The following is a 12,922-nucleotide window of genomic DNA, read 5'->3' as shown; positions in this document are numbered from 1 at the left end:
GCCATCGTCTACCGAGCTGCTGCCGTCCTGGCCGCGATCATCACCTGGCTACGCACTTAAGAGACATGCCCTAGCCCCGGTCCGGGGCCGGGTTGACCGGGTCGTCCGCGTGGCCGACCCGGTCGTCGGGCGAGGCCGGCACGACCTCCAGCCCGGGAGTGGCCAGCAGGTCGGCGATGCAGGCCTCGCTGCCGGCCACGTAGGTGCTCATCAGGTCGATGTCGGTGGCCACCACCCAGGCGCGATCGGCGGGCCACCAGAGGTTGGCGCTCTGCTCGGAGGGTTCGGGCGCGAGGTTGCGCACGGCGTCGTCCGCGCTGCCCTGCACGAGCACGACGTCCCGGGCGCGGGGGAGCGGCAGCCGAGGCACCTCGCGCAGCTCGGCGGTGTCGTAGCCGAAGCCCACCCACCGGCCCAGCCAGCACCGGTCCGGGGTCGTCGTGTGCCGGGCCAGGACGGCGGCCATGCGCGCGGCCAGCGTGCAGGGGAGGTGGCCCTCCGCCGGGGTGCCGTCCCAGGTGGGCGGCTGGCTGTCCTCGGTCAGGTACTCCCACCCGCCGGTGACCGCCGGCCACTGCATCCGCGGGTGGGCGGTGGTGCCGTTGAGGGCGGCGACGTCGCCCCAGCCGATCTCGACGTCGTCGTCACCGTCGTACCGGTAGGCCGGGTGCAGCACGCGGGCGAACGCCGGGAAGTCGGCGGGCACGAGCGACCCCACGGTGCTCCAGTGCGCGCGGCCGACGGCGTCGGCGATCCAGGACCCCACGGTCACGTCCAACTCGATCGGCAGGCCGCCGAGCTGCACTGGACCTCCCTGGAGAACGGACAACCCCCGGGCTGCTCCGCGGCGCCCTGCCCCTCGACGGGGGAGCGGCTCGCGGGCCGACTGGACAACGGTCGGCGGCCCGGGGGTCGGGTGACTGTCCGGTTCTCGCTCGCCGCCGTACGACGGACGGGCGATCTGCCGTCGCTCGGACGTGCGTCCGAGCGGGCGGCCCATCTGGACGGCGGCTAGCGGACAGCCACCTCACGAGTCCTGTAGCTCAGCAAGTTACGGACCACCTCCTCTCTCGTGTGCCATGACGGTACGACCGGGAAAGCGGGCCCTGCAAGCCGATTGTTCAGCCGTCGGCGAACGGCCTGGCCGAGCGGCCGGGAGGCGGTCCGGCCGGGTGGTCCCGGTCGTGGTCGGCCCTGTCGTCGACGGTCTCGTAGCCGGGCGCGGGCGCCTGGTCCGGGTCGCCGGAGCTGCCGTAGCCGGGCGGCGGCGGGACGTGCCCGTCGGGGCCCGGCACGAGGCGGTCGTCGACGGGGTCCCAGGCGTCGGGCACGCCGTCGCTGTCGACGTCGCTCTGCTCGGCGGCGTACATCGCCTTGTAGCGCCGGTTGCGCAGGCGCAGGAGCACCGCGGCGAAGATGGCCGCCAGCAGCGTCCCGAACAGGATGCCGACCTTGGCGTGCTCGTAGCTCTCGCTCCCCGCGCCGTAGGCCAGCTCGGTGATCAGCAGCGAGACGGTGAACCCCATCCCGCCGAGCAGTGCCAGGCCGATGACGTCGGGCCAGCCGAGGTTCTCGTCGAGCTGCGCCCGGGTGAAGCGGGAGACCAGCCACGTGGCGCCGGTGATGCCGATCGCCTTGCCGGCCACGAGCCCGACCATGATGCCGATGGCGATGCTGTCGCCGAGCGACTCGCCCAGGCCGGACAGCCCACCGACGGCCACGCCCGCGGAGAAGAAGGCGAACACCGGGACGGCGAACCCGGCCGACAGCGGGCGGATGCGGTGCTCGAAGTGCTCGGCGAGGCCGGGGCCCGCGTCCGGCCCGCCGGCGGCGTCGCTGCGGACCACCGGCACGGTGAACGCCAGCAGGACGCCGGCGACCGTGGCGTGCACGCCCGACTCGTGCATGAGGACCCAGGTGATGAGGGCCAGCGGCAGCAGCAGCCACCACGAGCGGATCCGCTTCTGCACGAGGAAGCCGAAGACCGCCAGCGGCAGCAGGGAGAGCAGCAGCGCCGGGACGACCAGCTCGTCGGTGTAGAAGATCGCGATGACCACGATCGCCAGCAGGTCGTCGACCACGGCGAGGGTCAGCAGGAACGTGCGCAGCGCGCTGGGCAGGTGGGTGCTGATCACCGCGAGCACGGCGAGGGCGAAGGCGATGTCGGTGGCCGAGGGGATCGCCCAGCCCCGCAGCGCTCCCTCCGGTCCGCCCAGGTTGAACAGCACGAAGAAGAGGGCGGGCACCGCCATCCCGCCGACAGCGGCGGCGATCGGCAGCGCCGCGCGGCGGGGCTCGCGGAGGTCGCCGGCCACGAACTCGCGCTTGAGCTCCAGCCCGGCGACGAAGAAGAAGATCGCCAGCAGCCCGTCGGCGGCCCACGTGCCCAGCGAGAGGTCGAGGTGCAGCGAGGCCGGCCCGATGCGGGTGTCGCGCAGGGTCTCGTAGGCCTCGGACCAGGGCGAGTTGGCCCAGACGAGGGCGACCGCCGCGCCGATGAGCAGGAGGACGCCCCCGACGGTCTCCTTGCGCAGGACCCCGGCGACGCGGCTGGCCTCGGTCCAGGACCCGCGCCCGAAGAGGCGGGTGGGTGCGGTGGACGTCATGGGGCAGCTCCTGGGGCAGGGGTCGACTGGGGCCGTGCCCTCGACGGGCACGTCGCCGACCAGACTTCCCGGCTCTCCTGCGGTCAACGCTACCGGGCGAGGAGTTCCCTGACCCGCCGGGAGAGATCCGCGTCGCCCCGGCGCACCCCGTCGAGCGTGTGCACGGTGGCCGCGCCCCGCACGCCCGAGAGCAGCCAGACCGCGTCGGCACCGTGCAGGTCCTCGACCGTGCCGGCGGTGACCGCCGTCGGCCACCCGTCTGCCTCGGCGCGGGCGAAGAGCCGCGCCTGGGTGGTGCCGGCCAGGATGCCGGTCCCGACGGGCGGCGTGTGCAGCGTCCCGGCCGCCGCCCAGACCACGGTGGACGTCGGCCCCTCCAGCACCTGGCCCTCCAGGCTGGTGAGGACGACGTCGTCGGCGCCGCGGTCGTGCGCGTACCGCTGGGCGGCCATGTTCACCGCGTAGGAGAGCGTCTTGGCGCCACCGAGCAGCCACGGGGCGTCCGCGCGGAACCCGGCCGGGATCCCGAGCCCGAGGCTGATCACCGAGATGCCCTCGGTGCGCTGCCGCAGGGTGTCGGCGGGGACGGGTGCCAGCAGCGCCAGCGCAGTCGGCGGCGTCCCCGTGCCCAGCCCACGGGTGAGGAAGAGGCGGCAGACGCCCTCGAGCCCGGCCGGCCAGTCGGTCAGGACCGCCGCCACCAGTTGCCGCCACGCGGCATCCCCGGGAGAGGGAAGGGCGAGCAGGGACGCCGAACGGTCGAGCCGCGCCAGGTGGTCGTCGAGGTGCGGCGTGCCCTCGTCGACGACGGCAACGGACTCGAAGACGCCGTCACCGCGGCCCAGGCCCTGGTCGAACGCCGTCACCACCGGCTGCTCGGCGGGCACGGCCACCGCCGCGCCGTCCCGCCACACCGCCACCCTGCGCTGCTCCGTCACCGCCCCAGCCTGCCGCACCCCCGGCATAGGCTCACCTCATGGGTTCGGAGCACACCGCAGCACACACGGACCCCGCCGCGCTCGCCGAGCAGCTGCGCGCCCGTGGCCTGCGGCTGACGCCCCAGCGTGCGCGGGTGCTGGCCGCCGTCAGCGGCCTCGAGCACGCGACGCCGGAGGCCATCGGGGCCCGGTTGCGCGAGGAGGCTGGGCCCGGGGGCAGCGCGCCGGACACCTCGACGATCTACCGCACGCTCGAGCTGCTGGAGAGCCTCGGCCTGGTGTGGCACACCCACCTGGGGCGGGGCGCGCCGGTCTACCACGCCGCGGAGCGCCCGCACCTGCACGTGGTCTGCGCCTCCTGCGGCGAGATCGCCTCGGCGGCTCCGGACCTGCTGGACAGGGCGGCGGAACGTCTGGCGGCGGATCTGGGTTTCACCGTGGACGTGGGTCACGTCGCCCTGTCGGGCACGTGCCGTGCCTGCCGGAACCGAGCAGTCCAGGAGAAACCGTGACCGTCTCACCCCTGCTGTCCCTCCCCGGTGCCGTGCGGGAGGAGGCCGGCCGGGTCGCCGCCCACTACGGCGACCCGCTGCGGGAGCAGCGCACGCTGGCCGAGGGGGCGGGGCTGGTCGACCGCAGCGACCGCGACGTCCTGGTCGTGCCGGGCGCCGACCGGCTCTCCTGGCTGCACAGCATCACCAGCCAGCACATGGAGCGGCTGGCCGACGGGGCCGGCAGCGAGGCGCTGGTGCTGTCCCCGAACGGTCACGTCGAGCACCACCTCGTCGTCGCCGAGCTGGGCGGCACCACGTGGGCCGACGTCGAACCCGGCACCGGTTCGGAGCTGCTGGGCTTCCTCGACCGGATGCGGTTCATGCTCCGCGTGGAGCCGCAGCTGGTCACCGAGGGCTGGGCCGTGCTGTCCCTCGTGGGCCCCACGGCGCCCGAGATGCTCGCCGGCGCCGGTCTCCCGGTCCCCGGGAACGAGTACGCGGTCGCACCGCTCTCGGAGGGCTTCGTCCGCCGGATGCCCGCCATCGGCGACGGCGCGGCGACCGTGTTCGACCTCGTGGTGCCGCGCGCCGGCCTCGGTGGTGTGGCCGACCTGCTGCTGGGCGCGGGCGCGCGACCGGCCGGGACCGCGGCCTACGAGGCCCTGCGGGTGGAGGCCCGCCGTCCGCGGTTCGGCGTCGACAGCGACCACCGCACCATCCCCAACGAGCTGGAGTGGCTCAGCACCGCCGTCCACCTGGAGAAGGGCTGCTACCGCGGCCAGGAGACGGTGGCCCGGGTGCACAACCTGGGCCGCCCGCCGCGGCGGCTCGTGCTGCTGCACCTCGACGGCATCAGCGAGGACCTGCCGGCGCCCGGCGAGCCGGTTCTCGCCGGTACCCGCACGGTCGGCCGGGTGGGCAGCGTCGTGCGGCACCACGAGCTCGGCGTGATCGCGCTGGCGCTGGTGAAGCAGTCGGTCGACCCCGGGACGGCGCTGGCGGTGGCCGGTTCCACCGCCGCCGTCGACCCCGAGGACACGCCTGCGGAGCTCGACGACACCCGGGCGGCGGCGCGCGACCGGGTGCGCGCGGTCCGGTCTGCGACGATCCGGTAGTGAGCTCCTCCGCCCGACCCGTTGGCCCGGCCGCGCCGCGCCGTCCGCGGGTGGGCAGGAGGGGTGCGCTGACCTACGCTCCGGGCGAGCCGGTGCGGGACGCCATCCGGCCGGCCGCCCGCGCGGCCGCTCCGGCCCGCACCGCCCAGCGCCCGCCGATGACCGCCGCCGATGCCCGCACCGTGCCGGGGATCTCGCACCTGGAGGCCGCCCAGTGAGCCCGAAGCCGTCCCCCGCCGGCGGTGCCCCCGTCGACGCCCTGCTGGACCCCGCCTTCCTCGAGAGCGCCGTGCAGCGGTCGATGACCGAGGTGCGGCAGCTGCGCCGCGACGCGGAGCAGCAGGAGGTCAACCTGTCCTACACCCGCCGGCTCCTCCAGGGGCGGCTGGACATCGTCCGCCGGGAGCTGCAGCGCCGGGCCGAGGACGACGGGCGGTCCCTGGTGGACCTGCTGCCCGAGATCCTGGCCGAGAAGGGGCGCGGTCCCGCCCACGGCCTCGGCCGGCACCAGACGGTCCAGCCGGCCCGCCCGGAGGAGTACGAGAGCTGGGTGAACTCGCTGACGCCCGGCGCCGACCTGTCGGCGATCTCCGAGCTCTCCGACAAGAAGTTGGAGACCGCCGCGCGTTCGCTGGCGGAGGCGGAGAAGGGGCTGTCGGAGCGCCGGCGCGGCGTGCAGCAGGTCATGGACGGGCTGGCCGCCGAGCTCGGCCGCCGGTACCGCGACGGCGAGGCCGACGTCGCCGCGCTGCTGGCCGACGAGGGCCGGCACTGAAGAAGGACCACCCTGCCCCCCACCACTCGCAGGCTCGCGGTGGGGCCCTGCAGGGCGGCCGTTCCAGCACGACCCCCGGGCTTGTCTCCTCCTGGCCGGAGAACCCGGTCCTCGTCGAGGTCCGGCGGTCCGGCTTCCTCGAGTCGGTGCACCGCGGCTCGCTCGTGGTGCTCGGCGCCGACGGGACCGTGCTGTTCTCGGCCGGGAACGTCGGTCGCCCGGTGCTGCCTCGCTCGGCGAACAAGCCGGTCCAGGCGACGGCGCTGCTGGCGGCGGGCTGGTCGCCGCGCTCGGGCGAGGAGCTCGCCATCGGGGCGGGATCGCACACCGGCGAGGACGGCCACCGCGAGCTGGCCGAGGCGATGCTGACGGCGGTGGGGCTGACCGCCGCCGATCTCGGCTGCCCGCCGGCGCTGCCCCAGCACGAGGCGACGAGGGCGGCCTGGCTGGCCGCCGGCCGGCATCCAGAGCGCCTGGCGATGAACTGCTCGGGCAAGCACGCGGCGATGCTCTCGGCCTGCGTCGCGGCCGGCTGGCCGACCGAGGGCTACCTGGCCCGCGAGCACCCGCTGCAGCAGGCGATCGAGGCGCGGCTGGCCGACGCCGCCGGGGAGCCGGTGGCCGCGGTCGTCGTCGACGGCTGCGGCGCGCCCCAGCACGCGCTGTCGCTGACCGGGCTGGCCCGGGGCGTGCTGTCTCTGGTGGCCGCCGACGAGGGCTCGCCCGGCCGGGCGGTGGCCGACGCGATGCGGGCCAACCCCTGGTTCGTGGCCGGCAGCGGCCGCGAGGACACCGACCTGATGCGCGCGGTGCCGGGACTGCTGGTCAAGGGAGGCGCCGACGGCGTGCACGTGGCGGCACTGCCGGGTGCGGGCGCCGTGGCGCTCAAGCTGGACGACGGCGGGGACCGCGGGCGCACGCCTGCCCTCGCCGCCGGGCTGCGACGGCTCGGGGTGCCGGCGGAGGTGCTTGCTCCGTGGGCGCGGACGCCGGTCTCCGGGGGCGAGGCCGTGGTCGGCGAGGTCGTGGAATCGGCGGCCCTAAACGCCTGAGCGGGCATTTTCGGCTGTGAGGGTCTTCACTCCGCTGTGCTAACTGCTCCGCTTGCAACAGCTAGCACCCGGGGTTAACGTCGTATCCGTGCAGACCCCCGGTGAGTTCGTCCGCGAGCAGGTGACGACGGTCCGCTCCACGGTGGACCGGGTTGCGGGCAGCGTGGCGGAGACGGTCTCGGACGCGCCCAGCGTGTCGGCCGTCAGCTCGTCCGTGGGTGACTTCATCCGCGAGCAGCGCAGCGCCGCCCGGGTGTCCCTGCGCGAGCTGGCCCGCACGGCGGGGGTCAGCAACCCGTACCTGTCCCAGGTGGAGCGGGGGCTTCGCAAGCCGTCAGCGGAGATCCTCGCCTCGATCGCCCGGGGCCTGAAGATCTCGGCCGAATCGCTCTACGAGCAGGCGGGGATCCTCGACCGGCGTTCGGGCAACCCGGACACCGTGGCGGCGATCCGCGCGGACGAGTCGTTGTCCGAGCGGCACAAGGCAGTCCTGCTGGAGCTCTACGAGACCTACGTCCGGGAGCACCGGGCTTCCTCCCCGGCCGCCAGCTGAACCCCCATCTCTCTCCCGAAGGAGTCGGCATGACCCCCACCCAGACCGTGAAGCAGTACGCCGAGCAGGCCCGCACCCCGCTGCTGGCCGTCGTCGGCGCCGGTGACCTGGCCGTCGAGCGGGCCCGCACCGTCGTGGCCACGTTCCGTTCCCGCGCCGAGGCCCTCCCGGGCGAGGCCCAGGTCCAGGCCGACCTGGCCGTCAAGGAGGCCCGCACCCGGGCCACCGAGGCCGCCGGCACCGCCCGCACCACCGTGCAGCAGCTGGCCACCTCCGTGCGCCCCGAGACGCTGGCCAGCACCGTCGCCGGGCTGGTCGAGACCGCCCGGACCCAGGCCGTCACCACCGTCGAGACCCTCGCCGAGCGCGGTGCCGTGGTCGTCGACGAGCTGCGTCGCCAGCCGGGCGTCCGCCGGATCGTCCGTCGCGCCGAGCAGGCCGTCGACACCGTCGAGGACACCCTCGAGGAGGCTCTCGAGGAGACCGCCGAGGCCGTGACCGAGGCCTCCAACGAGGTCACCTCGGTCGTGCAGAAGACGGCCGGCAAGGCCACCAAGGTCGCCGCCAAGGCCGAGGAGAGCGTGCGCGAGACCGCCGAGTCGACCAAGGCCACCGTGGCCGAGGTCGCCGAGGAGCCGGTCCCGGCCCCCAAGGCCAAGGGGACGGCGAAGAAGAACAGCGCCGCCGCCAAGAAGACCCCGGCCACGACGGCCCCGGTGAACCGGGCCCGCACCGCCCGCCGGAGCGACCCGACCGCCGTGCCGGCCAAGAAGAACTGACCCACCGGTCCCCGTGACCAGGGCCCCGGAGCTGCGACCAGCGCTCCGGGGCCCTGTCGCGTCCGGAGGTGCCGGCATCCGTCGGGGTGAGGCGCGGCGTCGGCGCCTGGCCGCGCGGGTCGCCGCGAGTAGCCTGGGCCCATGCCCGAGTTCGACTGGTTGCTGCTCACCGCCCTGACCTGGGGTGGTCTGGCGCTCGCCGCCTGGGCCTTCGTCGACGCGCTCATCCGCCCGGCCGGGGCGTTCGTGGCCACCGGCAAGCTGACCAAGCCCGGGTGGATGGGGATCACCGGGCTGGCGACCGCGGTCGTCTACATGTTCGGTCTGATGAGCTTCCTGGGCCTGCCGGCGATCATCGCCGCGGTCGTCTACCTGGTCGACGTCCGGCCGGCCGTCCGCGGGCTGCCCCGCGGCAACAGCTGGTAGTCCTGCGCTCGTTCGCCTGTTGGGTCAGAACTGGTCGTCGGCCGGGATGAGGATCCACAGCAGCAGGTAGGCGACGAACTGCGGGCCGGGGAGCACGCAGGAGATCAGGAACGCCACGCGCAGGCCGCCGCGGGACAGCCCGTAGCGGCGGGCGATGCCGGCGCACACGCCGGCGACGAGCTTGTTCCGGGAGTCCCGGCGGAGCCGGTACGAGGCAGGCGTCGTCATGCCGGCCACCCTACGGTCGTCCGGCCCCCGAGGGCACCTGCCGAGGCGACCGCTCCTCAGCGACCGAAGACGCCCGCGGGCGGCTCGGGGGAGGGCTGCGCTTCGGCGTCCGTCACCGGCTGGGCCGTGCCGGTGAACTGCTCGAGGTCCGTGCCGTCGACGACCCGCGCGGGCATGGGGTCGCGGGCGCACGCGCGGCTGAGGTCGGCGAGGGGCAGCTCGGTGGCGGAGGCGACGGCGACGAGGTTGCCGAAGCGCCGGCCGCGCAGCGTGCCCGGTTCGGCGAGCAGGCACACGTGCGGGAAGGCGGTGCGGAGGGTGGCGACCTGCGCACGGGCGAAGCGCAGCGGCGGGCCGTCGGCGACGTTCGCCACGTAGACGCCTCCGGGCCGCAGCACGCGGGCCGCCTCGGCCGCGAACTCCGTGGTGGTGAGGTGCGCGGGTGTGCGGGCGCCCGCGAACACGTCGGTGATCACCACGTCGGCGCTGCCCGGGTGCATGGTCTCCAGCGCGGCCCGGGCGTCGGCGGCGCGGACCCGGATGCGGGCGCGCCGGGGGAGCGGCAGGTACTCGCGGACCAGCTCGGTGAGCGGCTCGTCGATCTCGACCACCCGCTGCCGCGAGCCGGGCCGGGTGGAGGCGACGTAGCGGGGCAGGGTGAGCGCGCCGCCGCCGAGGTGGACGACGTCGAGGGCGGCGCCCGGTTCCGCGGCCAGGTCGAGCACGTGCCCCATGCGGCGGACGTACTCGAACTCCAGGTGCGCCGGGTCGTCGAGGTCCACGTGCGACTGCGGGGTGCCGTTCACCAGCAGCATCCAGGCCCCGTCGCGGTCGGCGTCGGCCAGGAGCTCGGCGGTGCCGCCGGTGACCGGCGTCGGTCCGGGCGGGACCCTCATGCGACGACCGGCGCGACCGCCGACCAGCGCACGGTCACCTCGCCGTGCCGCCACCTGCGGCTCGACCCCACCAGCGGCCAGCCCTGCTCGGCCAGGGTCTCCACGGCCGCTGTCCAGCGCTGGCGCGGGCCGAACGTCGACAACCCCGCGGCGGCGGCCCACGCGACGTCGAACGCCCGCAGGAAGTCGTGCACCGGCTGCCCGGGCACGTTGTGGTGGATCAACGCCTTGGGCAGCCGCTCCGCCAGGTCCGAGGGCGTCCCGATGTCCGACACCCGGGCGGCCAGGGTCAGCGTGAGCGGGCCGTCGGCGTCCAGCGCCACCCAGGCCGAGCGGCGTCCCCACTCGTCGCAGGTGCCCTCGACCACCAGCCCACCCGGCGCCAGCCCGGCGCGCATGGTGTCCCAGGCGCGGGCCGCGGACTCCTCGTCGTACTGGCGCAGCACGTTGAAGGCGCGCACCAGGACCGGCTGCAGGCCCGCCAGCTCGAACCCGCCGACGCGGAAGTCCACCCGCGGCGGGTCCCGGTCGCCGGCCACGGCGGCGACCCGATCGGGATCGATCTCCAGCCCGACGACCTCCAGGCCGTCCACCTCCGGGCCGAGCCGCTCCACCAGCTCCAGCGTGGTCACCGCCGAGGAGCCGTAGCCGAGGTCCACCACCAGCGGCCGGGCGGAGTCGCGCAGCCGGGGCACCTGGGTGGCCACGATCCACCGGTCGACCCGCCGCAGCCGGTTGGCGTTCGTGGTGCCGCGGGTCGGGAGCCCGAGCGCGCGGGCCCGTCCGGCGGCCAGTCGGGGCGCCTTGCGCTGGGGCTGAGGGGACAGCGAGGCCCGACGCTTGTGCTCGTTGCCCGCCTCGCTCACCGGGCAAGAGGGTAGTCCCGGCTACCGTCGAGTCGTGCAGGTGCGATCCGACGTCCGTCTCGCCGACCTCACCACCCTCGCCGTCGGCGGTCCAGCCGTTCGGCTGATCGAGGTGGAGACGGCGGCCGAACTGGTGACGGCGGTCCGGGACGCCGACGAGGCCCGCCGCCCGCTGCTGGTCCTCGGCGGGGGCTCCAACCTGATCGCCCCGGACGAGGGCTGGCCCGGGGACGTCGTCGCCGTGCGGTCCCGGGGGATCGAGCGGGCGGGGAACTCCCTGGTCGTGCAGGCGGGGGAGGACTGGGACTTCCTGGTCGGCTACACCGTCGAGGCCGGCCTGGCCGGCATGGAGGCGCTGTCCGGCATCCCGGGCTCCACGGGCGCGACGCCCGTGCAGAACGTGGGCGCCTACGGCCAGGAGGTCGCCCAGACGATCACCGAGGTGCACGTCTACGACCGCGCCGAGAAGACGCAGCGGGTGCTCTCCCCGGCCGAGTGCGGGTTCGCCTACCGCGACAGCCGGCTCAAGCGCGAGCCCGGCCGCTTCGTCGTCCTCGAGGTCACCTTCGCGCTGCACCCCGGCGAGCTGTCCCGGCCGGTCGGGTACGCCGAGCTGGCCCGGAGCCTCGGGGTCGAGGTGGGCGGGACGGCGCCGCTGGCCGCCGTCCGCGACGCCGTGCTGGCCCTCCGCCGCGGCAAGGGCATGGTCTGGGACCCGGCCGACCCCGACAGCCGCAGCGCCGGCTCGTTCTTCACCAACCCGATCGTCCCGGCCGAGCAGGCGGTCGAGGGCTGCCCGAGCTGGCCGGCCGGCGACGGGCAGGTCAAGCTCAGCGCCGCGTGGCTGGTGCAGCACGCCGGCTTCGGCCGTGGCACGCGCGACGGGCGCGTGGGGACGTCGTCCCGGCACAGCCTGGCGCTGACCACCGCCGACGGCGCCACGGCCGCCGAGCTGCTCGCGTTCGCCGGCGGGATCGTGGCCGCCGTCGAGGAGCAGTTCGGGGTCACCCTGGAGCGCGAGCCGACGGCGGTGCGGCCGTGACGGCGACCGACGACGACCGCCAGACCCGGCTGCGCGCCCTCTACGCGCTGCTCTCCGCCGCGGACCCGAGCCCGAGCGGGCAGGCGAGCGAGGAGGAGTGGACCCGCTGGATGGACCGGACCGGTGCCGACGGGGAGCTGGCCGGGCTGGTCCACTCCGCCTCGCACGGGGCCCGCTTCGACGCCGCCGAGCTCGCGCCCCACCGCGAGGCGTCGGCGCGGCTCGGCTCGCGCCTGGACCCCGACGCCGTGGCCGAGGCGTACCGGCTGCTCGCCGCGGGGTAGCGCGGCGCGGGGTGGCTCAGCCCTCCCGCGCGACCTTGTGCTGGGCCGCCTGGGCGCGCGGGCGCACCACCAGCAGGTCCACGTTCACGTGGTGCGGCCGGGTGAGCGCCCAGGCGATGCAGTCGGCGACGTCCTCGGCCACCAGCGGCTCGCGCACCCCGCGGTACACGGCGTCGGCCGCGTCGGCCGAGCCCAGCCGGTTGCGCGAGAACTCCTCGGTGCGCACCATCCCGGGCGCGATCTCCATCACCCGCACGGGCTCGCCCACGAGCTCCAGCCGCAGCGTCTCCGCCAGCGTGTGCACCCCGTGCTTGGCCGCCGTGTACGACGCCCCGCCCTCGTAGGAGATCAGCCCCGCGGTGGAGCCGACGAACAAGACGTCGCCGGCGCCCGAGGCCCGCAGCGCCGGGAGCAGCGCCTTGGTCAGCCGCACCGTCCCGAGCACGTTGACCTCGTAGGTCCGCGCCCACGAGTCCAGGTCCGCGTCGGCCACGGAGGCGGCGTCGAACGCCCCGCCTGCGTTGTTGACCAGCACGTCCACGCCGTCCAGCGCGCCCACGAACGCCTCCACCGACGCCGGGTCGGTCACGTCCAGGGGCAGCGCCCGGGCCCCGATGGCCGCCGCCAGCTCCTCGAGCCGGTCCACCCGGCGGGCCCCGACGACGACGTCGAAACCCTCGGCCGCCAGCCGGGTCGCGGTGGCGGCACCGATACCGCTCGAGGCCCCGGTGACGACGGCGGTGCGGCCGCGGCCGGGCAGCGCGCGGAACTCGGACGGGGACGGCTGCGCGGGGTCGGGCATGCGGGCCATCCTCGCGCTGTTGCAGGATGGGAACCAGACGGGGGTGCCCAGAGGCGCCCGGCCAGT

At 75.4% G+C, this 12,922-nt stretch carries 17 protein-coding genes; 10 read left to right on the top strand and 7 right to left on the bottom strand.

From position 1 onward, the window contains the following. Positions 1 to 70 precede the first annotated feature (70 nt). From GCU60_RS15650 to GCU60_RS15640, 3 genes are all read right to left on the bottom strand, one after another. On the bottom strand, positions 71 to 805 hold the full coding sequence (locus GCU60_RS15650) for a hypothetical protein (protein WP_163206873.1): 735 nt from the start codon (positions 803 to 805) through the stop codon (positions 71 to 73). Positions 806 to 1,121: 316 nt separating this feature from the next. Continuing rightward, positions 1,122 to 2,606 (bottom strand): Na+/H+ antiporter NhaA, encoded by a 1,485-nt coding sequence (gene nhaA, locus GCU60_RS15645; RefSeq protein WP_163206871.1) that lies wholly within the window; start codon positions 2,604 to 2,606, stop codon positions 1,122 to 1,124. Between the two features lie 89 nt (positions 2,607 to 2,695). Continuing rightward, positions 2,696 to 3,544, bottom strand: a complete 849-nt coding sequence (locus tag GCU60_RS15640) for an aminotransferase class IV (RefSeq protein WP_163206869.1) — start codon at positions 3,542 to 3,544, stop codon at positions 2,696 to 2,698. 38 nt (positions 3,545 to 3,582) lie between these two features. On the opposite strand from GCU60_RS15640, the gene GCU60_RS15635 reads away from it, so the two are divergent. The 8 genes from GCU60_RS15635 (at position 3,583) to GCU60_RS15600 (ending at position 8,738) form a co-directional block, all read left to right on the top strand. Beyond that, positions 3,583 to 4,056 carry a Fur family transcriptional regulator gene (locus GCU60_RS15635; RefSeq protein WP_163206867.1) on the top strand — a complete coding sequence of 158 codons (474 nt, stop codon included), beginning with the start codon at positions 3,583 to 3,585 and terminating at the stop codon, positions 4,054 to 4,056. After that, positions 4,053 to 5,153 carry a glycine cleavage T C-terminal barrel domain-containing protein gene (locus GCU60_RS15630; protein WP_163206865.1) on the top strand — a complete coding sequence of 367 codons (1,101 nt, stop codon included), beginning with the start codon at positions 4,053 to 4,055 and terminating at the stop codon, positions 5,151 to 5,153. The genes GCU60_RS15635 and GCU60_RS15630 overlap by 4 nt, the downstream gene beginning before the upstream one ends. Beyond that, complete coding sequence (locus tag GCU60_RS15625) at positions 5,153 to 5,371, top strand: hypothetical protein (RefSeq protein ID WP_163206862.1); 219 nt, start codon at positions 5,153 to 5,155, stop codon at positions 5,369 to 5,371. The genes GCU60_RS15630 and GCU60_RS15625 overlap by 1 nt, the downstream gene beginning before the upstream one ends. Continuing rightward, positions 5,368 to 5,928 carry an aerial mycelium formation protein gene (locus tag GCU60_RS15620; protein WP_163206860.1) on the top strand — a complete coding sequence of 187 codons (561 nt, stop codon included), beginning with the start codon at positions 5,368 to 5,370 and terminating at the stop codon, positions 5,926 to 5,928. The genes GCU60_RS15625 and GCU60_RS15620 overlap by 4 nt, the downstream gene beginning before the upstream one ends. Then, positions 5,925 to 6,980 carry an asparaginase gene (locus tag GCU60_RS15615; protein ID WP_345770631.1) on the top strand — a complete coding sequence of 352 codons (1,056 nt, stop codon included), beginning with the start codon at positions 5,925 to 5,927 and terminating at the stop codon, positions 6,978 to 6,980. The genes GCU60_RS15620 and GCU60_RS15615 overlap by 4 nt, the downstream gene beginning before the upstream one ends. An 88-nt stretch (positions 6,981 to 7,068) precedes the next feature. Further along, on the top strand, positions 7,069 to 7,533 hold the full coding sequence (locus GCU60_RS15610; protein ID WP_345770630.1) for a helix-turn-helix domain-containing protein: 465 nt from the start codon (positions 7,069 to 7,071) through the stop codon (positions 7,531 to 7,533). 29 nt (positions 7,534 to 7,562) lie between these two features. Then, positions 7,563 to 8,312 carry a hypothetical protein gene (locus tag GCU60_RS15605; protein ID WP_163206858.1) on the top strand — a complete coding sequence of 250 codons (750 nt, stop codon included), beginning with the start codon at positions 7,563 to 7,565 and terminating at the stop codon, positions 8,310 to 8,312. Positions 8,313 to 8,453: 141 nt separating this feature from the next. After that, positions 8,454 to 8,738 (top strand): DUF2516 family protein, encoded by a 285-nt coding sequence (locus tag GCU60_RS15600; protein WP_163206857.1) that lies wholly within the window; start codon positions 8,454 to 8,456, stop codon positions 8,736 to 8,738. A 24-nt stretch (positions 8,739 to 8,762) separates the two neighbouring features. On the opposite strand, the gene GCU60_RS15595 is transcribed toward GCU60_RS15600, so the two are convergent. Genes GCU60_RS15595 through GCU60_RS15585 form a run of 3 tightly spaced genes read right to left on the bottom strand, consistent with a single transcriptional unit; the run spans position 8,763 to position 10,728 of the window. Then, positions 8,763 to 8,966, bottom strand: a complete 204-nt coding sequence (locus GCU60_RS15595) for a PspC domain-containing protein (protein WP_163206855.1) — start codon at positions 8,964 to 8,966, stop codon at positions 8,763 to 8,765. 56 nt (positions 8,967 to 9,022) lie between these two features. Beyond that, complete coding sequence (locus GCU60_RS15590; protein ID WP_163206853.1) at positions 9,023 to 9,862, bottom strand: spermidine synthase; 840 nt, start codon at positions 9,860 to 9,862, stop codon at positions 9,023 to 9,025. Beyond that, a complete protein-coding gene (locus tag GCU60_RS15585; protein WP_163206851.1) occupies positions 9,859 to 10,728 on the bottom strand; it encodes a class I SAM-dependent methyltransferase in 870 nt (289 codons plus the stop codon). The genes GCU60_RS15590 and GCU60_RS15585 overlap by 4 nt, the downstream gene beginning before the upstream one ends. 34 nt (positions 10,729 to 10,762) lie before the next feature. Between GCU60_RS15585 and GCU60_RS15580 the strand changes: the two genes are divergently transcribed. Continuing rightward, positions 10,763 to 11,770 carry a UDP-N-acetylmuramate dehydrogenase gene (locus GCU60_RS15580; RefSeq protein ID WP_163206849.1) on the top strand — a complete coding sequence of 336 codons (1,008 nt, stop codon included), beginning with the start codon at positions 10,763 to 10,765 and terminating at the stop codon, positions 11,768 to 11,770. After that, a complete protein-coding gene (locus GCU60_RS15575; protein WP_163206847.1) occupies positions 11,767 to 12,054 on the top strand; it encodes a hypothetical protein in 288 nt (95 codons plus the stop codon). The genes GCU60_RS15580 and GCU60_RS15575 overlap by 4 nt, the downstream gene beginning before the upstream one ends. A 16-nt stretch (positions 12,055 to 12,070) precedes the next feature. Here GCU60_RS15575 and GCU60_RS15570 read toward each other — a convergent pair whose 3' ends face one another. Then, the gene (locus GCU60_RS15570) at positions 12,071 to 12,856 is read right to left on the bottom strand and encodes an SDR family oxidoreductase (RefSeq protein ID WP_163206845.1); all 786 of its coding nucleotides are present in this window, start codon (positions 12,854 to 12,856) and stop codon (positions 12,071 to 12,073) included. Between the last annotated feature and the right edge of the window lie 66 nt (positions 12,857 to 12,922).

The organism is Blastococcus saxobsidens (assembly GCF_010682065.1).
Classification (GTDB): Bacteria; Actinomycetota; Actinomycetes; order Mycobacteriales; family Geodermatophilaceae; genus Blastococcus; species Blastococcus saxobsidens_B.
This window is presented reverse-complemented; position numbering and strand designations above follow the sequence as displayed.

Coding starts and splice junctions, on each gene's coding strand:
- GCU60_RS15605 (WP_163206858.1), top strand. CDS start 7,563: ATGACCCCCACCCAGACCGTGAAGCAGTACGCCGAGCAGGCCCGCACC.
- GCU60_RS15600 (WP_163206857.1), top strand. CDS start 8,454: ATGCCCGAGTTCGACTGGTTGCTGCTCACCGCCCTGACCTGGGGTGGT.
- GCU60_RS15570 (WP_163206845.1), bottom strand. CDS start 12,856: ATGCCCGACCCCGCGCAGCCGTCCCCGTCCGAGTTCCGCGCGCTGCCC.
- GCU60_RS15590 (WP_163206853.1), bottom strand. CDS start 9,862: ATGAGGGTCCCGCCCGGACCGACGCCGGTCACCGGCGGCACCGCCGAG.
- GCU60_RS15635 (WP_163206867.1), top strand. CDS start 3,583: ATGGGTTCGGAGCACACCGCAGCACACACGGACCCCGCCGCGCTCGCC.
- nhaA (WP_163206871.1), bottom strand. CDS start 2,606: ATGACGTCCACCGCACCCACCCGCCTCTTCGGGCGCGGGTCCTGGACC.
- GCU60_RS15595 (WP_163206855.1), bottom strand. CDS start 8,966: ATGACGACGCCTGCCTCGTACCGGCTCCGCCGGGACTCCCGGAACAAG.